Source organism: Nonomuraea sp. bgisy101 (assembly GCF_057708945.1).
The window spans coordinates 484,394-506,638 of record NZ_JBYITD010000002.1 but is presented as its reverse complement, the minus strand read 5'-3'; the positions used below and the strand labels follow the sequence as shown (position 1 = coordinate 506,638).

General features: G+C 72.3%; 16 protein-coding genes. 3 read left to right on the top strand and 13 right to left on the bottom strand.

From position 1 onward, the window contains the following. Window positions 1-6 precede the first annotated feature (6 nt). Genes AC3EO4_RS05905 through AC3EO4_RS05895 form a run of 3 tightly spaced genes read right to left on the bottom strand, consistent with a single transcriptional unit; the run spans window position 7 to window position 3,453 of the window. Complete coding sequence (locus tag AC3EO4_RS05905; RefSeq protein WP_379571396.1) at window positions 7-1,026, bottom strand: lipid-transfer protein; 1,020 nt, start codon at window positions 1,024-1,026, stop codon at window positions 7-9. After that, window positions 1,026-1,934 carry a Zn-ribbon domain-containing OB-fold protein gene (locus AC3EO4_RS05900; RefSeq protein ID WP_379571394.1) on the bottom strand — a complete coding sequence of 303 codons (909 nt, stop codon included), beginning with the start codon at window positions 1,932-1,934 and terminating at the stop codon, window positions 1,026-1,028. The genes AC3EO4_RS05905 and AC3EO4_RS05900 overlap by 1 nt, the downstream gene beginning before the upstream one ends. Further along, window positions 1,924-3,453, bottom strand: a complete 1,530-nt coding sequence (locus AC3EO4_RS05895; RefSeq protein ID WP_379571392.1) for an acyl-CoA synthetase — start codon at window positions 3,451-3,453, stop codon at window positions 1,924-1,926. Before AC3EO4_RS05895 ends, AC3EO4_RS05900 begins: the two co-directional genes overlap by 11 nt. A gap of 290 nt (window positions 3,454-3,743) precedes the next feature. Between AC3EO4_RS05895 and AC3EO4_RS05890 the strand changes: the two genes are divergently transcribed. Next, the gene (locus AC3EO4_RS05890; protein WP_379571390.1) at window positions 3,744-4,553 is read left to right on the top strand and encodes a crotonase/enoyl-CoA hydratase family protein; all 810 of its coding nucleotides are present in this window, start codon (window positions 3,744-3,746) and stop codon (window positions 4,551-4,553) included. Between the two features lie 137 nt (window positions 4,554-4,690). Here the strand turns inward: AC3EO4_RS05890 and AC3EO4_RS05885 are convergent, their stop codons facing one another. The 3 genes from AC3EO4_RS05885 to AC3EO4_RS05875 form a co-directional block, all read right to left on the bottom strand. Next, entirely contained in the window at window positions 4,691-5,821 is a 1,131-nt protein-coding gene (locus tag AC3EO4_RS05885; protein WP_379571388.1) for an NAD(P)H-dependent flavin oxidoreductase, read from the bottom strand. Window positions 5,822-6,034: 213 nt separating this feature from the next. After that, on the bottom strand, window positions 6,035-8,197 hold the full coding sequence (locus AC3EO4_RS05880) for an acyl-CoA dehydrogenase family protein (protein WP_379571386.1): 2,163 nt from the start codon (window positions 8,195-8,197) through the stop codon (window positions 6,035-6,037). Window positions 8,198-8,241: 44 nt separating this feature from the next. Then, on the bottom strand, window positions 8,242-9,138 hold the full coding sequence (locus AC3EO4_RS05875) for a hypothetical protein (protein WP_431894146.1): 897 nt from the start codon (window positions 9,136-9,138) through the stop codon (window positions 8,242-8,244). Window positions 9,139-9,200: 62 nt separating this feature from the next. Between AC3EO4_RS05875 and AC3EO4_RS05870 the strand changes: the two genes are divergently transcribed. Together AC3EO4_RS05870 and AC3EO4_RS05865 are read left to right on the top strand one after the other, a co-directional pair. Next, window positions 9,201-10,616 (top strand): AMP-binding protein, encoded by a 1,416-nt coding sequence (locus tag AC3EO4_RS05870; protein WP_431894145.1) that lies wholly within the window; start codon window positions 9,201-9,203, stop codon window positions 10,614-10,616. Window positions 10,617-10,635: 19 nt separating this feature from the next. Next, window positions 10,636-11,694, top strand: coding sequence for a S1C family serine protease (locus tag AC3EO4_RS05865; protein WP_379571380.1), 1,059 nt, complete (start codon window positions 10,636-10,638; stop codon window positions 11,692-11,694). On the opposite strand, the gene AC3EO4_RS05860 is transcribed toward AC3EO4_RS05865, so the two are convergent. From AC3EO4_RS05860 to AC3EO4_RS05830, 7 genes are all read right to left on the bottom strand, one after another. After that, a complete protein-coding gene (locus AC3EO4_RS05860) occupies window positions 11,684-12,229 on the bottom strand; it encodes an OmpA family protein (RefSeq protein ID WP_379571378.1) in 546 nt (181 codons plus the stop codon). The two genes, AC3EO4_RS05865 and AC3EO4_RS05860, sit on opposite strands and share 11 nt — an antisense overlap. Beyond that, entirely contained in the window at window positions 12,213-12,836 is a 624-nt protein-coding gene (locus AC3EO4_RS05855; protein WP_379571376.1) for a hypothetical protein, read from the bottom strand. The genes AC3EO4_RS05860 and AC3EO4_RS05855 overlap by 17 nt, the downstream gene beginning before the upstream one ends. 79 nt (window positions 12,837-12,915) lie before the next feature. Continuing rightward, a complete protein-coding gene (locus tag AC3EO4_RS05850; RefSeq protein WP_431894144.1) occupies window positions 12,916-15,711 on the bottom strand; it encodes an AfsR/SARP family transcriptional regulator in 2,796 nt (931 codons plus the stop codon). Further along, complete coding sequence (locus AC3EO4_RS05845; RefSeq protein ID WP_431894142.1) at window positions 15,708-17,282, bottom strand: serine/threonine-protein kinase; 1,575 nt, start codon at window positions 17,280-17,282, stop codon at window positions 15,708-15,710. Before AC3EO4_RS05845 ends, AC3EO4_RS05850 begins: the two co-directional genes overlap by 4 nt. Then, on the bottom strand, window positions 17,279-20,374 hold the full coding sequence (locus AC3EO4_RS05840) for an AfsR/SARP family transcriptional regulator (protein ID WP_431894141.1): 3,096 nt from the start codon (window positions 20,372-20,374) through the stop codon (window positions 17,279-17,281). Before AC3EO4_RS05840 ends, AC3EO4_RS05845 begins: the two co-directional genes overlap by 4 nt. Continuing rightward, a complete protein-coding gene (locus tag AC3EO4_RS05835; RefSeq protein ID WP_431894139.1) occupies window positions 20,374-21,588 on the bottom strand; it encodes an FAD-binding protein in 1,215 nt (404 codons plus the stop codon). Before AC3EO4_RS05835 ends, AC3EO4_RS05840 begins: the two co-directional genes overlap by 1 nt. 19 nt (window positions 21,589-21,607) lie before the next feature. Next, entirely contained in the window at window positions 21,608-22,243 is a 636-nt protein-coding gene (locus AC3EO4_RS05830; RefSeq protein ID WP_379571366.1) for a response regulator, read from the bottom strand. Between the last annotated feature and the right edge of the window lie 2 nt (window positions 22,244-22,245).

Sequence of the window (22,245 nt, the reverse complement as noted above, 5' to 3'; positions counted from 1 at the left end):
CGATCCTCATCCCGCCTCCATCACGGTCACGAGGTTGTGCTGCAGGCAGGGGCCGCCGGCGGCGTGCCCGACGGTACGGCCGGCGGTGCCGTCCATGATCCGCTGGGCCGCCTCGCCGATCCTGATGAGCCCCGTGGCCATGACGGGGTTGGCGGCCAGCGGCCCGCCCGACGGGTTGATCACCGTCGAGGACGGCAGCTCGAGCGCCTCCCGCAGGATGATCTCCTCGTGGCTGAAGGACGCGTGCAACTCGGCCACGTCGACGGCTCCCTTGCCGACGCCCGCCGCGCGTCCCGCGTCGGCGGCGGAGGCCGACCTGGCCAGGTCTCGCATGCCCAGGTAGTGGGGCTCGATGCGATGCGCGATGCCCCTGATGTAGGCGGGCCTGGCGTGGATCCGCCTGGCGAGGTCGCCCGCCGCCAGTACCACCGCGGCGGCCCCGTCGGTGATCGGCGCGATGTCCCACTCCTTCAACGGCTCCACGACCGGCTCGCCCTCGTCGAGCGGCAGGTGGAGCGCGTTCGGGTTGCTCAGCCCGTCCGTACGGCTGCGCCTGGCGATCTCGTCGAGCGCCTTGCGGTCCGCGCCGAGCGCGCCCGCCTGGAGCGCGGCGAAGGACAGCTGGTCCAGCCCCAGCGGCTCCAGGTAGTAGGGGTCGAGCTGGAGCGTCATGATCGTGCGTAGGTCGCCGAGCGACGACTTGCCGAAGCCGTAGACGAGCGCGCTGTCGACGTCGCCGTGCTGAAGCCGTACCCAGGCCTCGTAGAGTGCCCAGGCGGCGTCCATCTCCACGTGGGACTCGGAGATCGGCGGCCACGCGCCCAGCGCGTCGAGCGCTGACACGAACGAGAAGGGCGCGCCCGCGAGATAATCGCACGAGCCTGAGCAGGTGAAGCCGAACGCCGACAGGCCGGACTGCTCCCGCACCGCTCTGATGACCGGCAGGATCAGCTCGGGCTCCGACAGGCCCGTGTCGTGGGCGGTGTGCCTGGTCTGGGCGAAGGCGACGACGGCCACGTCACGCATCACAACTCCACGTCCGGCTCGCCCGTGGGGGCGAACCATTTGATGTTCGACATCGAGAGGGTGCGCTCCTGCTCCGGCACCCACGCGGCGCGCACCCGCATGCCCTGCCGTACCTCGTGGGCGGGGATCCCGCCGACCAGGGCGATCATCGGGATGTCGGCGCCGTCGAGCAGGATGTAGGCGGAGACGAAGGGCACCTCGGGGGCGCGCGGGTCGGGCAGGTTGTTGATCGCGAAGGTGGTGATGGTGCCCGTGTCGGGCAGCGGCACCTCCTCGGTGATCGGGTTGCCGCATTCGGGACACGACAGGCGGTAGGGGACGTAGACCTTGTCGCAGACGCCGCAGCGGCAGCCGATGAACACGCCGTCCCTGACGCCTTCGAGGAACCTGGTCAGGGAGGGGCTGGCGGTCAGCTTGTAGGCGGACCTGATCGGCGAGACGATCTTCGTGACTTCGGGCGCGAAGTGGGAGATGTCCGAGATGTGACCCGTGCGAGTGGCGCGCCAGACCGGGCGGACTCTGGTGCCGGGCGGCAGCGCCTTGGGGTTGTCCGCGTCGACGGCGTGGACCAGCGAGGTGTCGGCGCCGTCGAGTTTGATCAGAGCCCAGGCGAAGGGGCGGTCGAGCGGGTGACCGTCCAGCGGCTCCCGCACCCAGGCCGAGGCGGTGACCGTACCCGCCGGGCCGACCTCGACCCACTCGTCGGTCACGGGCTCGCCGGTGGCGGGGTCGTACTCCAGCGGGGGCACCAGCGTCCTGCCCTCGGCGGTGCGGACCCCCATGAGCCGTCCGTCCCTCAACTCGGTGAGGAAGCGTCCGATCACGGGGCCCGTGGTCCTGGTGTAGCCGCCGGGGAACTCCAGCACGTGGTCGGCGGTCAGCGCGTCGGAACCCGGCTCAGATGGCACGGTCGCGGCCCTCCCAGTACGGCGCGCGGAGCTTGCGTTTGAGCAGCTTGCCGTTGGGCTCGCGCGGCATCTCCTCGATGAAGTCGATCGACTTGGGCCACTTCATCCTGGCCAGGCGGCCCTCCAGCGAGTCGAGGATCTCGGCGGCCAGTTCGGGGCCGGGGGTGACGCCCTGCGCGGGCTCGACGACGGCTTTGATCTGCTCGCCCCACTCCTCGTCGGGGATCCCGAACACGGCCACGTCGGCGACCGAGGGATGGATCACGATCTCGTTCTCGATCTCGGCGGGGTAGATGTTCGCCCCGCCCGAGATGATCAGGTCGGCCTTGCGGTCGCAGAGGTAGAGGAAGCCGTCCTCGTCGAGGTAGCCGATGTCGCCGACTGTGAAGTGGTCCCTCAGGCGGCCGGCGGCGGTCTTGTCCGGATCGCCCTTGTACTCGAAGGCGACGCCCATCATCTTCATGTAGATCGTGCCCGGCGTTCCCGTCGGGACGGGTTCGCCCTCGTCGTCCACGATGAGGAGCTCGCTGATCGGCCATGCGGTGCCCACGGTCCCCGGATGCTTCTTCCAGCCGTCGGGCGTGGCGATCGTGCCGCCGCCCTCGGTGGCCGCGTAGTACTCGTAGATGCAGTCACCCCACCACTCGAACATCGCCCACTTCACGGGGACCGGGCAGGGCGCGGCGGCGTGGATCATCCACCGGAGCGACGAGAGGTCGTACTTCGCGCGGGTCTCCTCCGGCAGGGACAGCAGGCGTTTGAAGTGCGTGGGCACGAGGTGCGAGTTGGTGACCCGGTAGCGCTCGCACAGGCGGAGCGTCTCCTCGGCCTCCCACTTGTCCATGTAGACGAGGGTGTGGCCCATGTGCAGCGCCGTACCGCCGAACTGGGTGACGGCGGTGTGGTAGCTCGGCGAGGTGACCAGATGGGCGTTGGGTCTGCCCGGCGTGATGCCGAACAGGGTGAGCAGGAACGTCATCAGCTCGGCGCCGTCGTCGGGATCCAGGCCGGACAGCTTGCGCCTGACGCCCTTGGGCTTGCCGGTGGTGCCCGAGGTGTAGTGCATGGCGGCGCCCGCCGTACGGTCCGCAGGCGCCGTGGTCGGGCGGCCCTCCGTCAGCTCCGCCACCGGCCTGAAGCCCGGGATGTCACCGAAGGCGAACGAGCCGCCCTCGACCAGGGGGGCGATGTCGCGGAAGCGCGGGTGGACGAAGAAGGCCTTGGCCTCGCTGTCGGCCACGATGTAAGCGATCTCGGGCGGGGCCAGGTGCCAGTTGATCGGCGTGTAGTACCAGCCCGCCTGTAACGCCGCGAGGTAGAGGACGAGTCCGTCGACCCCGTTCGGGACCAGGCCGCAGATGCCGTCACCCGGCCGGAGGCCGAGCTCGCGCAGGCCGTGGACGAGCTGGTTGGCCCTGGCGAGCAGGTCCCCCGCGCGATGTTCGGCGCCGTCGGGATCGACCGCGGCGATCCACTCGGGATCCGCCTGCGCCAGCCTCCAGAATCCGAGCGTGCCCATAGGGAACTCCCTCAACACGGCAAACGAGAACCTGTTCTCGTTTGTGACGGCAGACTAACCCGGAGCGAAGCGGCCTAGCAAGCGCTTGATTTAGCCCCACCCGCCACACCGGGCGCCGCACCCCCCGCCGGCGATATCGCGCGGGCTCGGTCCCCCCACTGTCGGCAACATCCCGGCCGGACGCAAGGGCGGACCGCCACGCCCCTCCTTCCGCCGCCCTTCCATGGGAGCGCCTTCCCTGAGAGGATCAGCGCTACCAAGCGCTTGGTTTGTGATGATGGAGGTCAGTCATGGAGACCCTGCCGATCAGCACCCCCCACTGTCGCGTCGAACGAGACGGCCACGTCGTGATCGTCACCATGGACCGCCCCGAGGCCAAGAACGCCCTGTCGTCCGATATGCTCATCGGCCTCGCCTCCGCCTGGGCCTACGTCTCGGCCGAACCGGAGGTCCGCGTGGCCGTCCTGACCGGCGCGAACGGCACCTTCTGCGCGGGCGCCGACCTCAAGGCGATGGGCCGGCCGTCCACCGATCCCGAGGTCCAGGCCAGGGCCGCCGCCATCCCGAACTTCCACTGGAAGGGGCTGCTGCGCGAGGAGCTGCCGACCAAGCCGATCGTCTGCGCGGCCGAGGGTTACGCGGTCGCGGGCGGTACCGAACTGCTCGTCGGCACGGACCTGCGAGTGGTGGCCGAGTCGGCCACACTCGGGCTGTTCGAGGCCAAGCGGGCGCTGTTCCCCATGGGCGGCAGCGCCGTCAGGCTGCCCCGTCAGATCCCCTACTGCCACGCCATGGACCTGCTCCTCACCGGACGCTCGGTCACCGCGGCCGAGGCGCTGTCCATGGGGCTGGTCAACAGGGTCGTCCCCGACGGCCGGGCCCTGGCGGTGGCGCGGGAGATCGCCGACGACATCGCGGCCTCGGGGCCGCTTGCCGTACAGGCGATCCTGCGCACCTACCGGGACACGCTCGGGCTCTCGGAGCCCGAGGCGCTGAAGGTGTCCGACGAGTACGGCTGGCCGGTGATCGGCTCGGAGGACGCGAAGGAGGGCGCCAGAGCCTTCAAGGAGAAGCGCCCCGCCGCCTTCCACGGACGCTGACCCGCCCGGCGGCTCGCCGTCCAGGAGAGTCGCCCGGTCACCTCCCGCGGGACGCCGGCCGCCGGGCGGCTCGCCCTCGCCGTCAAGGAAGTCGGGAGCGCCGCCCCGCGGAGGAGCGCTCCCCTCCCTCCGCCAGGTCAGGACTCGGTGATGCGGCCGAGCCGTTCCATGGCCTCGATGTACTCCTCCACCATCTCGAACACCACGTCGCGCGCGCTCTTCACCTGGTTCATCGTCCCGATGATCTGCCCGGCGGGGAAGGTCGCCAGCTCTGCGGCGTCGGACCGGCCGATGCGCCGCAACGCGTCCGACACCAGCATGAACTGCAGCGGCATCGGCAGCGTGCCCGGCGAGCTCTCCGCCTCCCACGCGTCGGTCCACTCGTTCCTGAGCAGCCTGGCGGGCTTGCCCGTCCAGCTGCGCGAGCGGACCGTGTCCCTGGAGGTGGCCGACAGGATCCGCCGCTTGGCCAGCTCGGGCGTGTCCGCCTCCTCGACGGTCAGCCAGATCGATCCCGTCCACACGCCTTCCGCGCCCAGTGCCATGCCCGCGGCCATCTGCCTGCCGCCGCCGATGCCGCCCGCCGCCAGGACCGGCACGTCGGAGCCGTCAGGACCCGCGCCCCGAAGGGCGTCCACGACCTGCGGGATCAGCACCATCGTGGAGATCTCGCCGGTGTGACCGCCGGCCTCGGTGCCCTGCGCGACGACCACGTCCACGCCGACCTCGGCCTGCTTGACGGCGTGGCGTGGGGTGGAGGCCAGGGCGGCGACCTTGACCCCCTGCGCGTGCGCCAGCTCGACGACGTCGGCGGGGGGCGGGCCCAGGGCGTTGGCCAGCAGCGCGATCGGGTGCCGCAGCGCCACCTCGACCTGCGGCCTGGCGGTGGCGTCCGTCCAGCCGAGCAGCACCTTGCCCGGGTCGGCGTCGTCCGACAGCGGCGGGACGCCGTGCTCGGCGAGCAGGTTCTCGACGAAGCTCCTGTGACCGTCGGGGATCATGCCCTGCAGGCGGGAGACCAGCTCCTCCGGCGGGAAGTCGGCCCCCTCGTAGGAGGCGGGCATGACGACGTCGACGCCGTACGGCTTGCCGTCGACGTGGTCGTCGATCCACTTGAGCTCCATCTCGAGCTCTTCCGGGGTGAAGTAGAGGGCGCCCAGCACGCCCATCCCGCCCGCGCGGCTGACCGCGGCGACGACATCCCGGCAGTGGCTGAAGGCGAAAATCGGTAACTCGATCCCGAACAGGTCGGTGACACGTGTCCGCATGGGCCGACGATACGATCGGGGCCGGGAAAACTGCAACGCGTTCTACTCTAGAACCTTTGGTCGGTTCAGCGCCGCGATGATCGCCGGATCGCCCAGCGCCGTGGCCCAGCCGGTGGTCGCGCGCCGGCCCTCCCGGGCTTCAGGAAGCGTCCCCGAAGGACCGGCCGCGCACCGCGACGAAGCGGGGTGGGCGGCCGGTCGGGGAACGCCTGGCTACTTGCCGGGTTCGGGGTCGCGGGGAAGGCCGAGCATGCGCTCGCCGATGATGTTGAGCTGCACCTCCGTCGTCCCGCCGTAGATCGTCATCGCCCGGGTCGCCAGCACCGCCCTGTTCCAGTAGCCCGCGTCCCCCAGCCTCATGTCCGCCGCGACCGTCGCCGCCTCGCCCAGCAGCTCCACCGCCGTCTCCGACACGTGCTGGGCGTGCGAGGTCGACAGCAGCTTCCGGACCGAGGCGTCGGCGCCGGGCTCGGAGCCCGCCAGCTGCTTGAGCGTCACGCGGAGCGACAGGGCGTTGATCGAGTGTCCCTCGCACACGACGGCCGCGACCGCCTGCTCCTCCACCGCCGTCAACGGCCTGCCGAGCCGGGAGACGAGCCCGAGCAGGTCGGGCACGGACGCGCCGGTGCCGCCCGACCCCGAGGACAGCGACACCCGCTCGTTGGACAGCGTGTTGCGCGCGACCTTCCAGCCTTCGCCCACCTGCCCGACGACCAGCGAGTCCGGCACGAACACCTCGTCGAGGAACACCTCGTTGAACAGGTTCTCGCCGGTCATCTCCGTCAGCGGCCTGACCGTGACTCCAGGCGACTTCATGTCCACGAGGAAGTAGGTGATGCCCTCGTGCTTGGAGCCCGCGGAGGAGTTGCGCGCGATGCAGATGCCCCATTCGGCGACGTGCGCGACGGAGGTCCAGATCTTCTGGCCTGTGAGGGTCCAGCCGCCCTCCACCTGGGTCGCCTTCATCTGCAGCGACGCGAGGTCGGAGCCCGCTCCGGGCTCGGAGAACAGCTGGCACCAGATCGTCTCGCCGCTGAGGGTCTTGGGCAGGAAGCGCTCCTGCTGCTCCTGCGTGCCGTACGCGACGACGGACGGCACCACCCACGCACCGATGATCATGTTGGGAAGCTTGACCTTGGCGGCCTTGAGCTCCTGCTGGATGAGGACCTGCTCCAGCGGGTCGGCGTCGCGCCCCCACGGCCTGGGCAGGTGCGACATCACGAACCCCGCGGAGGCGAGCGCCCTGCGCTGCTCGACGCCCTCCAGAGCGGCGAGGTCGGCGATCTCGGCGGCGATCGAGGCGCGCAGGGCCGCCGCCGACTCGGGCAGGTCGATCTCCATGGGGCGCTGGACGCCGGCGAGAGCGAGTTCGGCGACCGTGGCGGCCCATGTCGCGGAGGAGCCGAGCAGCGCTCTGAGGGTGAGGGCGCGCCGGTAGTAGAGGTGGGCGTCGTGCTCGAAGGTGTAGCCGATGCCGCCGAAGGTCTGGATGGCGTCCTTCGCGCACTGCACGGCCGCGTCGGGCGCCATGACGCCCGCGATGGCCGCCGCGTAGTCGCGCTCGTCGCCGGTGGCCCTGGTCGCGTCCCACACGGTGGCGCGTGCCTGCTCCAGCGCGACGAGCATGCGCGACAGCTTGTGCTTGATGCCCTGGAACTGCCCGATCGGCCGTCCGAACTGCACGCGCACCTTGGCGTAGTCGGCCGCCGCCCGCACGCACCAGGCCGCGAGCCCTGTCGCCTCGGCGCCCAGGATGATCGCCGCGAGGTTCCTGACGTCGACCGCGCCGAGCACCCGGTCGGCCGGCACGGCCACCGCGTCCAGCGTCACCGTGGCCACGGCCCTGGTGATGTCGAGCGACTTGACCTGCTCGATCTCGGCCTGCGCGGCGTCCACCGCCACCCATACGCCGCCGACGGGCAGGACGAGCACGTCGGCCATCGCGCCGCCGAGCACCTGCGTCGCCGTACCCGAGACGACCATGGAGTCGCCGCCGTCCCCGGTGAGGGCGGCCGACAGGGCGACCGCGCCGGTGAGCGAGCCGTCGGCGAGCCCGGGCAGCAGCTCGGCGCGCGCCTTCTCGGAACCGGACGCGGCGATGACCGCGCCGGCCAGCACGGTCGGCACGAAGGGGCCAGGGGTCATGCGCTCCGCCAGCGCCTCGACGGCCACGGCCGCCTCCAGCAGGCCGTACCCCGATCCGCCGAACTCCTCGGGCAGGTGCAGGCCAAGCAGCCCCTGCTCGGCGAGGCCCGTCCAGAACGGCGGGCGCCCGCCCTCCTGGGACCGCACGACCTCGGCGGGCACGTTGCGCTCCGCCCAGCCCGCCACCGACTCGCGGAGCGCCTCGTGCTCCTCGCTCAACCCGATCGCCATGTCAGCCTCCTATGGTTCCCAGAACCATATTCTAGAGGATGCTTCTATGCCGAACGTAGCCCCTTCACGAGAGTGTTGAGGTCGCGCCAGTGGCTCTTGTCGCTGTCGGGGATCGTGGCCAGCAGCATGGCCGGCTTCTTCCTGCCCGCCTCGATCACCGCGGCCAGCGCCTGCGACGAGTGCCGTTCGCCGTCGAGGGTGTAGTCGACCTTGAAGCCGACGATCCAGCCCTTGCCCTTGACCGGCTTCTGCGAGGCCGTCCAGGTGACCGTGCCGTCCTCGGGATGCTGGGTGCGCAGCGACCAGCGGGCCGCCCTGACCGCGAGCTCCCTGTAGTCGGCACTCGTCACGGGCTTGTCCGCGGTCACGGGAAGCGGCGCAGAGGCCACCATCGTGTGCGGGAGCTCCACCTTCCCCACCCGCTGGGCGATCACGAACGGCGCGAAGGACTTCGCCGCCCACGGCGTGCCGAGCTTGGGGTAGCTGATGCCGGTCCGCTTGTCGACGACCGTGCCGATCACCTTGCTGGCCTTGCCCGCCATGGCAGGGAAGGCGAGGCTCTCCGGCACCGGCGCCAACGCCACTCCCGCCTCTCCCGCCCCGGACGCGGGGGCAGGACCGGAATCCTGCGCGCGCTGCGGCTCGATCGCGTTCGGCTCGTCGCCGGAGAACAGCGCGAAGATCGCGACCACCGCGAGCACGGTGGCGATCACCGCGGCGAGCAGGTAGACGGCCTTGATCGGCACGTCGCCGATGCCCGTCACGAGCCGTCCCACGAACCCCCTGCGCGGCGGAGCGGGCGGCGTCCTGAACGGCCCCGCCGTCGGCGGCATCGGCACGTTGACGGTCCGGTCGGCAGGCGAGAGCTCCACTCGCTGGAAAGGAGTGGTGGGCGCGTCATAGGAGGGTTGATACGGCTCCTGTCCCTGATTGTGCGCCATGTTCCGAGGCTACGTGATCGACCGTCTTCCTTGGACAGAATGTAATTCTGTAAGGTCACCGCATGAGGGGCTTCTACGAGATCGCCGCCGCCGAGCCCGACCGACCCGCCGTCCTCGGGGAGGACGGCCGCACCTACGGGGAGCTGCTCGCCCGCGCCAACCGGCTCTCCCACGGCCTGGCCGAGCGCGGGACCGGGCCGGGCGACGCCGTGGTCACGGTGTTGCGCAACGGCTCCGAGGCGCTGGCCATGATGCTCGCCACCTACCAGCTCGGCGCCTACCACGTCCCGGTGAACTGGCACTTCACCGAGGAGGAGATCGACTACATCGTCGCCGACAGCGGGGCGAAGGTCGTCGTCCGCTCCCCTCTCGACGTGGACGACCGGCCCGCGGGCTCGCCACCGCACCGGAGGGCGGGCTCGATGATGCTCTACACCTCGGGCACCACCGGCAGGCCCAAGGGGGTACGGCGGCGCCTGCTCGACCTGACGCCCGAGGACCTCTACCCCATCCTCATGCGTAAGAGCTGGAAGCACTTCGGGCTGCCGTTCGGCGGGGTCCACCTGGTGTGCTCGCAGCTCTACCACTCCGCTCCCTACGGCCAGGCGATGATGGCGCTCAACCTGGGCCACGCCGTCGTCGCCCCGGAGAGGTTCGACGCCGTGCGGGCTCTGGAGCTGATCGAGCGCCACCGGGTGACGAACGCGTTCATGGTGCCGACGATGTTCCACCGGCTGCTCGCCGTGCCCGATCGGCGGACGTACGACCTGTCCTCGCTCACCCACCTCTACCACGGCGCCGCCCCGTGCCCGCCCGCGACCAAGCACGCGATGATCGACTGGCTGGGGCCCGTGCTGTGGGAGTACTACGGCTCGACCGAGGCCGCCGTGGCGACGATGGTGTCCTCGCGGGAGTGGCTGGCCAAGCCGGGCACGGTCGGCAGGGCGCTGGAGGGGATGACGTTCACGATCGTGGGCGACGACGGCCGCGAAGCCGCCCCCGGCGAGCCCGGGCTGGTCTACATCGGCGGCATCAACAGGTTCGAATACCACGGCGATCCCGCCAAGACCGCGGCGACGATGCGCGGCCGCGACTACACCCCCGGCGACATCGGCTACCTCGACGAGGACGGCTACCTGTTCCTGCTGGACCGCAGGACCGATCTGATCATCTCGGGCGGGGTCAACGTCTACCCCGCCGAGATCGAGGCGGCCCTGCTCGAACATCCGGCGGTCGCCGACGTGGCCGTGATCGGCGTGCCCGACGAGGAGTGGGGCCACAGGATCGTCGCGCTGGTCCAGCCCGCCGAGGGCGCGACGCCGGGCGACGAGCTCACCGCCGAGCTGCTGCGCCACTGCGAGCCGCGCCTGGCCAGGCTCAAGCATCCGCGGGTGGTCGAATACCGCGCGCGGTTGCCGCGCACTCCGACGGGCAAGCTGAGCAGGCGCGATGTCAGGGAGGCGTATCTTTCCAGCTGACGCGGGAACATAACCGCGCATGAGGATGATCGTCGCAGCCCTCGCAGCCACAGTTTCGCTCATCACCGGCTGCACGGGTTCCATCTCGAGGCCGTCGCCCACGCCCACGGCGTCGCCGACGCCTTCCCGCAGCGCCACGGCCGGATCGGCGCACGAGCTTGAGGCGGCCTACGAGACGGTCATCAAGGACGTGCTGCCGTCGATCGTCCAGATCACCACCGCCGTCGGCCTCGGTTCGGGCATCGTCTATGACGCGGCAGGACACATCGTGACCAACGCCCACGTGGTCGGCGAGGCGACCGAGATGGAGGTCACGCTGGCGACGGGCGGCGCGCCGCGCAAGGCGAGACTGGTCGCCGCCTTCCCGCCCGACGACCTCGCGGTGATCAAGGTGGAGGACGCCGCAGGGCTCGTCCCCGCCAGGTTCGCCGACTCATCGAAGCTGCGCGTCGGCCAGATCGTCCTGGCCATGGGCAACCCGCTGGGCTTCTCGGGCAGCGTCACCAACGGCATCGTGTCGGCACTGGGGCGTACCATCACCGAGCCGCAGGACGAGGGCGGCGGGCCGGCCGCGACGATCGCCAACGCCATCCAGACCTCGGCCGCGATCAACCCGGGCAACAGCGGCGGCGCGCTGGTCGACCTGTCGGGGCAGGTGGTCGGCATCCCGACGCTGGTGGCCTCCGACCCCCAGCTACGGGGAAGCGCGCCGGGGATCGGGTTCGCCATCCCCAGCAACACCGCCACCGACATCACCGCGCAGATCGTGAAGTACGGCAAGGTCGTCAACACGCGCAAGGCCGCGCTCGGCATCGCAGGCCGCACGGTGATCGGCTCCGACGGCGCCCCCGCGGGCGTCGGAGTGGTGAGGGTCACCGCCGGAGGAGGCGCGGCGAAGGCGGGGATCAGAGAGGGCGACGTGATCGTCTCGGTGAACGGGACCGAAACCCCGCAGATGTCCGACCTCTCGGAGGTCCTCGCGCAGCTGAAGCCGGGTGATCAGGCCAAGATCGAGGTGCTCAGGTCGAACGGCGCCACCGAGACGCTCACCGTGACGCTCGGCCAGCTCACTGCTTGACGTTGAAGACGATCTCGACGCGGCGGTTCTTCGCCCTGTTGAACTCGCTCGGCCTGCCGTTCACCAGGTTGGGCAGCCTGGGCCTGGTCTCGCCGAAGCCCGCCGCCTCGAACGTCACCGCACCCGCCGCCAGCCGTTCCAGCGCCTGCTGGACGGCACGCGCCCGCCTCAGCGACAGCGCCTGGTTGTACCCGTCGGCGCCCTGGTCGTCGGTGTGACCCTGGATCTTCACCACCCCACCCGCCGACTCCGCCTTGACCTTCCCCGCCACCCCCGCCAGCCGCTGCCTCGCCTCGGCCGTCAGCACCCACTTGTCCAGCGCGAACAGCACGTCACTGGTGAGCGCCACCGTCACCTCCTCGCCGAGTCTGGACTCGCTCTCCGAGCCGTCCATGGACTCGATCTCGGGGACGATGTCCTCGACGGGGAAGACCAGGTCCTCCACCTGGAAGGCGGCGTCGGGCGGGACGGCGGGATCGGCCAGCACCGCCCCCGAGAGCACGGCGGCGACGGCCAGCTCAGGAAACCGGAACATCGGTGAAGACTCCCAGGTCGGGGAATTCGACGGTCAGCTTGGTGACGTCGGCGGGAGGCGCGCCGTAGACGGCGTACATCTCCAGCGATCCGCCGCCCTTGATGCGCTGGTTCACTCTGCTGCACACGCAGGCGGCGTCCTCGCCCGTCCCCTTGCGCGCCACCCTGTACCGCTTGCCGTTGACCGGGTCGATCAGCGTGACGCCCGCCACGGTCCAGTCCAGGGCGTCGTTGCCCAGGTTGGCTCCCACGTACCAGTCGTCGCCCGCGGCGTCGGAGGTGGCGAGATTGGAGATGGTCCAGGTCAGCGTGGCGATCTTGCCCTGCCGCTTGAGACCGGTGATGTCGATCCGCAGATCGCTTTCGTCGTGCTTGACCTTGCGGCTGGCGATCGCCTGGAGTTCCTCGGTCCGCGCGGCGGGGGCTCCGGTCCCGGGCTGCCCGGAAGGCGGTTCCGAGGTGGCCGTCTGCTCCTTCGTGGCCGTCTGCTCCTTCGTGGGCACGGGCTGCTTCTCCTCGCCGCCGCCGGCGGCGAGCTGGCCGGGCAGCATTCCGCAGCCGGTCAACGTCGTGGCGAGCATCGCCGCCAGCGCAAGCTTCCTTCGCATCCTGCTCTACCTCTTGCGGTCGGGGGATCAACGAGCCCGACGCTAGGAGGACGACGTTCAGGATCCGTATAGCCAGCTGTTATCGCAGGCCACGGCGGCGACGCGCCTCTGTCGCGAGCTCCTCTGCCTCGGTGAGGCCACGCCTGTCACCGAGAGCGTCAAACTCTCCCATAGCGGATGCAATCGCATCAACCGCCTCATCCACCTCATCGAGGTCGAGACTGGCAGCGGCGATCGTCAGCAGCGCTCTGGCCCTTCCGCGCCCGTCACCGTGTGTCTCGAAGACGGCCAGCGCGTCCCGCGCCGCCGTGGCGGCCGTGTCGGGTCGGCCTTCGGACATGGCCACGTTCGCCAGCACCAGCGCCGCGGCCGCCTCGGGCAGCCGGTCGCCGAGCCTCCTGCTGAGTCCCAGCGCCCGCTCGGCCGCGTCCCTCGCCTCCTTCGTCCTGCGCAGGCCGAGGACGAGCGCGGCCAGGTCGAGGAGGACCGCCGCCTCGCCACGCGGATCGCCCAGCTCCCTGTAGCCCTCCAGCCCCCGGCGCAGCAGTTCCTCGCTCCCCCGCAGCTCGCCCAGCGCCCTCAGCGCATCGGCCATGCCGCGGGGGTCGGCGCCGAAGGCGGCCAGGCACTCGGCGAAACAGCGCTCCGCCTCGGCGAGGTCGCCCTGGGCGCGATACACCAGGCCGAGCCTGAGCGTCGTGCGTGCCACCTCGCCCTGCTCGGTCAGCGAAAGCGCGGCGCGCAGCGCGTCCGCGGCCTCCTCCAGCCTGCCTTCCGCCCTGTCGAGGTCGGCGAGCGAGCGCAGCAGCAACGCCTGACCGTGCGGGTGCCCGGCCCTGCGCGCCGACTCCAGGCCGAGCAGCGCCGTCGCCCGCCAGTCGTCGTGGTAGGCGCCCAACTCGAACAGCGGGGTCAGGTAGAACGCCAGACGCCAGGCGGCCTCGTCCATGCGCGCCCTGTGCAGGTCGGTGACCGCCGCGACCATGAACGTGCGCTCGGCCGCCAGCCAGCGGGCCGACTCCGCCAGCCGGGTGGTCGCCAGGTCCCGTTCGGCGGTCCGCGCGAGGGTCAGCCCCGACCCCGGCTCGGCGGGCAGCATCAGCTCCCTGGCCCTCCGGGCGCGGTCGAGGATCTCCCCCGCGACCCTCGCGAGGACGGCCGAGGCCGCGCCCTCCTCCTCGGCCAGGCGCTCGGCGGCGTACAGGCGGGTCAGGTCATGCCAGCCGTACCGGTCGAGGCCGCGCTCCTGCAGCAACCCCGCCTCCGTCAGCGCGTCCAGCACCCGCCTGCCCTCACGCGGTTCGCCGTCACGGGAGAGCAGGGCGGCGGCGATCCACGGGGCGAAGTCGGGCGAGGTCAGGGCGCCGAGGCGGCGCAGGAGGACACGCTCGTCGTCGGCCAGCGCCCGGTAGCCGAGGGCCAGGCTCGATCGGACGGCGAGGTCGCCCGCGCTCAGCTCGTCCAGCCTGCCCCGCTCGTCGCCCAGCAGGTCGGCGAGGTACTCCAGCGTCCATCCCCCGCGCCGTGCCAGCCTCGACCCCGCGATCCGCAGCGCCAGCGGCAGCCCCCCGCACAGCCGCGCGATGCGCCGCGCCTGCTCGGGCTCGGCGGCGACGCGGCCGGCGCCGACGATCCCCTCCAGCATCGCCACCGCCTCGCCGGGCTCCAGCACGTCGAGCGGATAGGCGCGGGCCGCCTCCAGGCCGAACAGCGGCGACCTGCTGGTGACCAGCGTCATGCATCCCGCTCCCGTCGGCAGCAGGGCCCTGACCTGCGCCTCGCTGGTGGCGTCGTCGAGCACGACGAGCACCCGCCTGCCCGCCACCAGGCTGCGGTAGAGGCGCACCCGCTCGTCGAGCGTCGGTGGGACCGCGCCGTCAGGGCAGCCGAGCGAGCGCACGAGGTCCTCCAGGACCGCGCCAGGCGTCCTGTCTCGCAGGGAGGCGTACAGCGTGCCGTCGGGCAGGTCGAGCCTGCCGGCCGCGTGGACGGCGAGCGCGGTCTTGCCCGAGCCCGCCGGGCCGTACAGGACGAGGTGGACGGGCGCCGCCCCCGGCGCGGGGACCGCCGCGGCGATCCACCCGAGCACCGCCTTCCGGCCGGTGAAGTCGGCGACGTCCGGCGGCGTCTCGTGGGGGACGCTCGGTCTGTCGTCCTCGGCGAGCACCCTGTCGTGCGCCTCGCGCAGCTCGGGTCCCGGCTCGAGACCGAGCTCGTCCACGAGCGTGCCGCGTGCGGCCTGGTAGGCCTCCAGCGCCTCCGACCTGCGGCCCGCCTGGTGAAGGGCCAGCATGAGCTGCGTCCATGCCCGCTCCCTCAGCGGGTGAGCCGCCACCAGCGCGCGCAGCTCGCCGATCACCTCTCCGCCCCTGCCGAGCCCCAGGTCGAGCGCGACCCGCTCCTCCAGCGCCGCCAGCCGCAGTTCCTCCAGCGGTACGGCGCGCGCCCGCCGCAGCTCGCCCTCGATCCCGTCGAGAGCGGGTCCCCGCCACAGCCCCAGTGCCTCCCGCAGCAGCTCCGCCGCCTCCTGAGCGCCTCCCGCGTCCCTGGTTCTGCGGGCGGACGCCACCATGCGCTCGAAGCGCAGCGCGTCGACCTCGTCCGGCTCCACGGCCAGCAGGTAGCCGCCGGGCACGGTCCTGATGCCCTCGACGACCTTGCGCAGCGCGCTCACGTACACCCTGAGCACCGCCTCGGCCGAAGCGGGAGGCTCCTCGCCCCACACCGCGGCGACCAGCCGGTCGACGGTGACGGCGTGTCCCGCGTGCAGCAGCAGCGCCGCCAGCAGCACCCTGTGCTTGGCGGGGCCGGGGGTGACATCACGTTCCCCGTCCCGCACGGCCAGCGGCCCGAGCAGAAGGAACCGCGCGCTCATCCTTGTGCGGCCCGCACGTCGAACGAGCCGAACCTGACGCTGATCCGCTGGTCGCCGTCGGGGGCGGCGAACACCCCGCTCGGTCCTGGGCCGAGCGGGCCGTTCGCGTCAGCGGCCTCGCCGACCAGCTCCTCGTCGAGCCACATGCGCAGGACCGTCTTCGGCCCCTCACTCCTGCATTCGGCGACGATGCGGCGATCGCCGGACTTCTCGGGCGCGGCGCCGCTGTCGAGGAGCGTGCCCTTGCCCGCCCGGCGTTTGGTGATCGTGGCCTGCCCCGCGCTGGTCACGGCGAACTCGTACCGCCGGGCGGCGTCGACTCCCCTGCACCACACGCCGAACTCGCCGGTGCCGGTGACCTGCCTGCCCTTCGCGCTGATCACCGCCCCGGTGCCGGGCTCCGTGGGCAGCGGCGCCGAGCGCCACAGCCGCCAGCCGGGGTTGGCGGTGAGCACGTAGCCGTCACCCGACAGCGCGACGGTGCCGCCGTCGGTGCGGCCCGTCTCCCAGCCGTCGGTGAAGTCGGCCTGGTACGGCCAGGCCGGCGCCCCCGGCCTGAACATCACCAGGCCCGCCACCGCGGCCGCGACCACCAGGGCCGCCGCGCCTGCCACCCACGGCCACCGCCGCCCCCTCCTCCGCGGGAGCGCCGCCGCGGGCCCTGAGGCCGCGGCCGCGCCCCACCCCTGCACCGCCACCTCGGGGCTCCGGTGAGAGGTCTCCGGGTCCCGCTGGAAGGTCTCGGGGGTCCACGTCCGTTCGACGACCATGGTGGCCGCCGCCGGGGTCGGCTGACCGCCTACCAGCTCTGCCAGCAGCCGGTGGGCCGTCGGCCGCCTGCCCGGATCCTTGGCCATCGCCCACTCGACGACCCCGCGCATCCGCTCGTCGAGCCCCTGCAACCGGGGGCCCTCGTTGACGATCCTGTACAGCACCTCGGCGGGCGCTCCCCCGCCGAAGGGCAACCGCCCGGTGCCCGCGAACGCGATCAGGCCGCCCCAGGCGAACACGTCGGCCGAGGGTCCGGCCTGCTCGCCGCGTACCTGCTCGGGAGCCATGAACGCGGGCGTCCCCATGATCGCCTGGCTGGCCAGGCTGTCGGCGCCCATCAGCTGCGCGATGCCGAAGTCGATCACGCGTGGCCCGAGGGGCGACAGCAGCACGTTCGACGGCTTGAGGTCGCGGTGGATCACCCCCGCGCCGTGGATGGCCGCCAGCGCGGTCGCGATACCCACCGCAAGCGCCTCCAGGTTCCCGCCGGTCAGCGGCCCCTGCTCCCGTACGGCATGCGACAGGTCCGGCCCCTTGACGTACTCGGTGACCAGGTAGGCCACCTCCCCGTCCAGCCCGGCGTCGAGCACGGCCGCGGTGCAGAACCTGGCCACGCTCCTGGCCGCCGACACCTCGCGGGAGAAGCGCCGCCTGAAGGCGGGGTCACGCGCCAGGGCGGGGTGGATGAGCTTGACCGCCGCCAGCCCTCCCGTGGGGGTGGACGCCAGGTGCACCTCGCCCATCCCGCCGCGGCCGAGCACCCGCAGCAGCGTGTATCCGCCGATCGTCCGAGCCGTCACAGCAGCCCCGCCACGTCCTCACGCGACAGCGCCGCGCCCCTGGCGTACGCCTCGGCGAAGGCCTGCTCGCCCAGCGCCGAGCGGGCCCGGTCGCGCACCAGCGCGACGTCGGGGTCGCCCGCCGGGGACATGCCGCGCAGCCCCGATCCCACGCCGAGCAGCGTCGCCGCCCTGTCGTGGTCGCCGCGCAGGCCCGCGACGCCCGCGAGCCCCTCGACCGCGAGCGCCAGCACCGGCATGCTCTGCACGTGCAGCGCGGCGACGAAGGCCTCCTCGTGCATGGCCGTGGCGCGTTCGAGGTCGCCCGCGGCCGCCGCGATGCGGCCGAGCGCCACGCCGACGTGCACGTCCGTCAGCGACTCACCGAAGGATCCGCTCGGCTCCCTGGCCCGCAGCTCCTCGTAGCGGCGGCGCGCCTCGTCCAGGTCGCCGCGCAGCCTGGCCACCTCGGCCAGGCCGCAGCTGGCCCTGGTGGTGCCCTCCAGCGCGCCGACGCTCCGGGCCAGGTCCACCGCGCGCCGGTAGTCGGCCTCGGCCCTGTCGAGGTCGCCGAGCAGCGCCTCGCCCTCGCCGCGCTGGCACAGCAGGTCGGCGATGTCCTCCTGCGCGCCGAGCTCGCCGACCAGGCGCAGCGCCTCCTCGATCAGCTCGGTGAACCGCTCCCTGTCGCCACGCCACGCGGCCACCCTCACCAGTTCCGACAGCGCCATCGCCGTGCCGAGGCGCTCGCCGAGGGAGCGGAAGTAGTCGAGCGCGAGCGAGAACTCCCGCTCGGTGCCCTCGACGTCGCTCAGCATCAGATGGCAGAGGTAGCCCCTGCCGACGTGGTCGAGGCCCCTGACCCACGCGTCGCCGCTGGCCTGGACGCGCTCCATCATCACCTCGACGAACCCGTCCTCGTAGGAGGGGCCGACGAAGCTGCCCCAGAAGAACGACACCTGCGGGCGGTCGGCGACCAGGTCCATCTCGCGCATCAGCTTCTGCGCCACCTCGAGGTGCTCGCCGCCCGAGGCCGCGCTGGTCACGCAGATCACGTACTCGGACTCGAGCCCCTCGGGGGGCCGGGGGCCGACGGCGGCCAGCAGCTCACGGGCGGGCCGCACGCCGACGCCCCGCCGTCCGCGCAGCCACCAGTACGTCGACAGGTCCGCGATGATCCGCAACGCCATGGCCTGGTCGTGCGCGGTGGCCCAGCTCAGGGCCGCCAGCAGGTTGTCGTGCTCGGGGTCGAGCATGGCCGCCCACTCCAGTTGCTCGGCGCGCAGCAGGTGCGGGGCCGCCTCTCTCAGCAGGCCGAGGAAGTATTCGGCGTGGGCCCTGCGGTAGGCGGCCACCTCGCCCGCCTCGTCCAGCCGTTCGGCGCAGAACGCGCGGATGGTCTGGAGCATCCTGTAGCGGTCGCCGACCACCTCGACCAGCGACTTGTCGGCCAGACCCGTGAGCAGTTCGACCGCGTCCCTCGTGCCGAAGACCCTCTCGGCCGCCTCCAGCCTGGCGCCGTCGGCGAACACCGTCAGCCGCCTGGCGACCTCCTGCTCCTCCTCGTCCAGCAGACCCCAGCTCCACTCGACCACCGCGCGCAGCGTGCGGTGCCGCGGCTGCGCCGTACGGCTGCCGCGCGACAGCAGCCCGAGCCCGCCGTCCAGCCTGGCCGCGACCTCGGCCACCGACAGCGAGCGCAGACGGGCGGCGGCCAGCTCGATCGCCAGCGGCAGGCCGTCGAGCCCCGCGCAGATCAGCTGGACGTCGGCGAGATTGCTCTCGTCGACCGCGAACCCAGGCCGCACGGCGGCGGCCCTGTCCTCGAACAGGTGGACGGCCAGCGAGCCGGGCAGCGGTGGCACCTGCCAGATGCGCTCGCCCGTGATGCCGAGCGCCTCCCTGCTGGTGGCCAGGACGCGCAGATCGGGGCAGGCGCTGAGCAGGCGGTGGGCGAGCCCGGCCGCCGCCTCCACGACGTGCTCGCAGTTGTCGAGCACGAGCAGCATCCGCCGGCCCGCCAGCGCGGTGACCAGACGCTCGGCGGGATCGGGCTGGTCCTGGCCGACGCGCAGGCCCAGCCTGGTGAGCACGGCCTGCGCCACGTCGCCGCCCTCGGCCAGCGCGCCCAGTTCGACGAAGCCCACCTCGCCGCGCACCGTGGCCGCCGCCTCGATGGCGAGCCTCGTCTTGCCCGCGCCGCCCGGCCCCGTGAGCGTCACCAGCCTGGCCCACTCCAGCAGGCCGCCGACCTCGGCCAGGTCGCCCTCCCTGCCGACGAAGCTGGTGAGCTGCGAGGGCAGGGCGGCGGGCGGCGCAGGAGTCCGGGCGGATCGCTGCTCGCGCTCGTCGGGGACCGCGGAGGGCGACGGCCGACCGGTGGCCGGGGTGTAGAGCTCGCCGCGCAGCGCGGCCATGTGGATCTCCCGCAGCTCCGGCGAGGGATCGACGCCCAGCTCGTCGGCCAGCGTCCTGCGGGCGTCCTCGAAGGCGGCCAGCGCCTCGGCCTGCCGGCCGCCGGCGTACATGGCCCTGATGAGCTGGCCGCGCAGCCGCTCCCTGACCGGGTGCGCCTCCACCAGCTCCTGCAGCTCGGCCACGAGCTCCCTGTGCCTGCCCAGTTCGAGGTCGGCTTCGACGCGGTCCTCCGTGGCGTCGACCCTCAGCTCCTCCAGCCGCGCCGCCTGCGCGGGAGCGAACGGCGCCTCGCGCACGTCGGAGAGCGCGGGCCCCCTCCACAGGCGCAGCGCCTCCGCGAGCAGCGCGGACCGCTGGGCGGCCGACTCCGTGGCGCGTCCCTGGCGGATCAGCCGCTCGAAGCGGTGGGCGTCGACCTCCTCGCCGTCGACGGCCAGGCGGTATCCGGCGGGGTGGAACTCGATCGGGGTGTCCAGGTTCCTGCGCAGCCGGGAGATCTGCGACTGCAGGGCGTTGGTCTCGCCGGTCACGGGCTGCTCGCCGTACAGGCCCTCGATGAGCCGCTCGGTGGGCACGATCCTGCCCGCGTCGAGGACGAGCATCGCCAGCAGGGCGCGCAGGCGGGCGCCGCCGACGGTGATCGCGCCGCCGTCGGCCCGTCGCGCCTCGACGGGGCCCAGGATCCCGAACCGCATCACATGACCCTACGCAGGAAGTCGTTGGCGAACACGCCCTCCGGGTCGAAGTCCCGCACGAGCGACGCGAAGTCGTGCATCCGCTCGTAGCGGGCCGGGACGGTGAACAGCTTGCCCCAGTGGGGCCTGGCCGCGTACGGCTCCAGCGCCGCTTCCACCGTCTTGACGGCCGCCCGCACGAGAGCGGCGTCCTTGACCCAGGTGAAGTGGAATCCGACGACGTCCTGCCCGTAGGCGGGGCTCAGCCACAGGCCGTCGGCGGCGACGGTCCTGATCTCCGAGATCAGCACCACGGGGGCGAAGCTGTCGCGCGCCTCGGCGAGCGCGCGCAGAGCGGCCACGGCGTGCCTCCTGGGCAGCAGGAACTCCGACTGCAGTTCCTCACCCGCGCTCGGCGTGAACTCGGGCCGGAAGTGCGGGAGCCGCGCGTACCAGGGCCCGGGCACGCCGAGTTGTTCGGTGCACGGCTCGGCCGACGCGCCAGGGATGGGATGCCGCGGCCCGTCGGCCGGTCTGGCGCCGAACATCTCGGGCCGCTCGGCATCGCGCCGCTTCACCCACACCTGGTCGATCACGGGGCCGGCCCACCTGGTGAACAGGCTCACGCTGTAGCCGCCGGCGAAGACCTCGTCGAAGTGGTCGTCGAGCACGTCGAACGGCAGGCCCTCGAAGACGTGCTGCCGCATCTCGAAGGTGGGCACCAGATCGAGCGTCAGCCCGACCACGATCCCCAGCGCGCCGAGCCCGACCACGGCGCCCGCGAAGCGCGGGTCGCCCCTGCGGAGGGTCACCAGGTCGCCGTCGGCGGTGACCAGCTCGATGGCGGACACCGCGGTCGCGAGGTTGCCGTTGCCGTCGCCCGAGCCGTGCGTGGCCGTGGCGACGGAGCCCGCGACCGAGATGTGCGGCAGCGAGGCCAGGTTGTGCAGCGCGAATCCCGCCTCGTGCAGCGTCGGGCCCAGCTCGGCGTAGCGTACGGCGCCGCCCACCCGCACGCCGGTGTCCGTGATCTCGACCGTGCGCGGCAGCGCGTCCAGCGAGACGAGCGCGCCCCTGGTGTCGGCCACGTCGCTGAAGGAGTGGCCGCTGCCGAGCGCGCGCACCGACGACGACCGCGCCACCAGGGCTCTCAGCTCCTCGATCGAGGCCGGGCGGTGCACGTCAGAGGCGTGGAAGGCGAGGTTTCCCGCCCAGTTGGTCACGATCGCGGCCATAGCCCGCGATGCTATCGAATCAGGGTGTATCTGCCCGGCCGGTACTCCACGCCCACGCCGCGATGCCGACCCTGTTCCTCACGCCGAGCTTGCGCTGGATGCTGGCGATGTGGTTCTTGACCGTTCCCGCCGACAGGAAGAGCTCCTCGGCGATCTCGGCGTTGGTCTTGGCCTGGGCGACCAGGCGGGCGACGTCGTCCTCCCTGTCGGTGAGCCCGGGGTCCTCCGCGGGGGCGTCGGGCGCGCTCGAACCGCGCAGCAGGCCGACCGTGAGCTGGGGGCTGATGAGCACGTCCCCGCTCATCGCCGCCCGTACGGCCTCGACGAGCAGCATGGGCCCCGAGCGCTTGAGCACGAATCCCGATGCGCCGTGGCGCAGCGCCGCCCGCACGTACGCCTCCTCGCCGAACGTCGTCACGACCACGACGTGAATGCCGGTCTCCGCCAGGGCTCGCGTGACCTCGATGCCATCGGCACGGGGCATGCGGATGTCGGCGAGCACCACGTCAGGACGGATGGCGAGCGCGGTCTCGACCGCGGTTGCGCCGTCGGCGGCCTCGGCGACCACGGTCATGTCAGGCTGGGCGTCCAGAACGAGCCGGAACGCGCTCCGGATGCCTTCCTGGTCGTCGGCGATGAGGATCCGCGTTGTCACGC